This window comes from Caballeronia sp. (genome assembly GCF_049581465.1).
In the GTDB taxonomy this organism is placed as follows: domain Bacteria; phylum Pseudomonadota; class Gammaproteobacteria; order Burkholderiales; family Burkholderiaceae; genus Caballeronia.
The window spans coordinates 1-2,228 of sequence record NZ_JBAUSA010001185.1; the positions used below are offsets into that span (position 1 = coordinate 1).

The following is a 2,228-nucleotide window of genomic DNA, read 5'->3' on the forward strand; positions in this document are numbered from 1 at the left end:
GTGCTGGAGCGCTCGACATCGGGTGAATACACGCAGGCCATCGCCAACGACATCCGCGCGTCCATGCAGACGCACGCCGGCGTGTTCCGCACGTCCGCGTTGCTGGCCGAAGGCGTGGAGAAGATCAAGGAACTATCCGAGCGCGTGAAACACGTGCATTTGAAGGACAAGTCCAAGGTGTTCAACACCGCGAAGGTCGAGGCGCTGGAACTGGCGAACCTGATCGAAGTGGCGCGCGCGACCATGGTTTCCGCGGAAGCCCGCAAGGAAAGCCGCGGTGCACATGCACAAAACGACTTCGAAATTCGCGACGACGAAAACTGGATGAAGCACACGCTATGGTTCAGCGAAGGCGATCGTCTTGACTACAAGCCCGTGCACATGACGCCGCTGACGGTTGAATCGGTGCCGCCGAAAGCGCGCACCTTCTAAGGCAAAGGAATCAAAATGGCAAAGCGTACTTTCGAAATTTATCGCTACGATCCGGACAAGGATGCGGCACCGCGCATGCAAACGTACGAGATCGAGATCGACTCGCACGAGCGTATGTTGCTGGACGCGCTCCTGAAGCTGAAATCCGTCGATGAAACCCTGTCGTTCCGCCGTTCGTGCCGTGAAGGCGTGTGCGGTTCGGACGCCATGAATATCAACGGCAAGAATGGTCTCGCGTGTTTGCAGAACATGAACGACCTGCCGCAGAAGATCGTGCTGCGTCCGCTGCCGGGCTTGCCTGTTGTGCGCGACCTGATTTGCGACTTCACGCAATTTTTCAACCAGTATCATTCGATCAAGCCGTACCTGATCAATGACACGCCGCCGCCGGAAAAGGAACGCCTTCAATCGCCGGAAGAGCGTGACGAGCTCGACGGCCTGTACGAGTGTATTCTGTGCGCGAGCTGTTCGACGGCCTGCCCGAGCTTCTGGTGGAATCCGGACAAGTTCGTGGGGCCTGCTGGCTTGTTGCAAGCCTATCGTTTCATTGCGGACAGCCGCGACGAAGCGACTGCAGAGCGCCTCGACAACCTGGAAGATCCGTACCGTCTGTTCCGTTGCCATACCATCATGAATTGCGTCGACGTGTGCCCGAAGGGCCTGAACCCGACCAAGGCGATTGGCAAGATCAAGGAATTGATGGTTCGCCGCGCTGTCTGACGTGGACACTGTAATGAACGACTCCGGGCAACAGTCCGATCCGCATCAGTCTGACCCACTACGCCGGGCGCGCCTTCGCTGGCGCGCCCGGCGCGGCCTGCTGGAAAACGATCTGATCTTTGAGCGTTTTTTCAGCCGATACGAGCATGACCTCAGCGACGCGGACGTCGGCGTTTTGACGCAACTGCTTGAACTGAGCGACAACGACCTGATGGACTTGCTGCTTGCACGCAAGGAACCAGAAGGCGAACTGGTTTCGCCGGACATGACCCGCGTCTTGGAGATGCTGCGCGCAGCCTAGGTGCTTTGGCTTAAGCGTGCTGTGTGGTCGTGTCGCTGTCGTGCGAATTATCGAAAACCGTTTACATACTTCGATTGAGGATGTCCTATGACCCCGTCTGATGTTAAAGCCACGCTATCGTTCAGCGACAATTCGCCGAGCGTCGAAATGCCGATCTACCAGGGCACCATGGGCCCGGATGTCATCGATATCCGCAAGCTGTACGGCCAGACCGGCAAGTTCACCTACGACCCGGGCTTCATGTCTACGGCGGCTTGCAACTCGGCCATTACGTACATCGACGGTGACAAGGGCGAATTGCTGTATCGCGGATATCCGATTGCGGATCTCGCGGTCAACGCCGATTTTCTCGAGACCTGCTACTTGCTGTTGAAGGGCGAATTGCCCAGCGTCGAGCAAAAGGCTGAGTTCGTTGAAACGGTCACGAAGCACACGATGGTTCACGAGCAGATGCACTTTTTCTTCCGTGGCTTCCGTCGCGACGCGCATCCGATGGCCGTCCTGGTCGCCGCGGTGGGCGCGTTGTCGGCGTTCTATCACGACTCGCTGAACATCAACGACCCGCGTCATCGCGACGTATCGGCGATTCGCATGATCGCGAAGCTGCCGACGCTGGTCGCGATGGCGTACAAGTTCACCATCGGCCAGCCGTTCGTTTATCCGAAGAACGATCTGTCGTACAGCGCGAACTTCATGCACATGATGTTTTCGAATCCGTGCGAAGAATACAAGGTCAATGACGTACTGGTTCGTGCGCTCGATCGGATCCTGATCC

At 57.5% G+C, this 2,228-nt stretch carries 3 protein-coding genes and 1 pseudogene; all 4 read left to right on the forward strand.

Going from position 1 to position 2,228, the window contains the following annotated elements:
• Positions 1-432 (forward strand): annotated as a pseudogene (locus WCA53_RS29010) (succinate dehydrogenase/fumarate reductase flavoprotein subunit); the annotation flags it as partial.
• 15 nt (positions 433-447) lie between these two features.
• Positions 448-1,152, forward strand: coding sequence for a succinate dehydrogenase iron-sulfur subunit (locus tag WCA53_RS29015; protein WP_423919219.1), 705 nt, complete (start codon positions 448-450; stop codon positions 1,150-1,152).
• 13 nt (positions 1,153-1,165) lie between these two features.
• On the forward strand, positions 1,166-1,453 hold the full coding sequence (locus WCA53_RS29020) for a succinate dehydrogenase assembly factor 2 (protein WP_423919223.1): 288 nt from the start codon (positions 1,166-1,168) through the stop codon (positions 1,451-1,453).
• An 87-nt stretch (positions 1,454-1,540) separates the two neighbouring features.
• A partial coding sequence (locus tag WCA53_RS29025) for a citrate/2-methylcitrate synthase (RefSeq protein ID WP_423919226.1) occupies positions 1,541-2,228 on the forward strand: 688 nt, incomplete at its 3' end.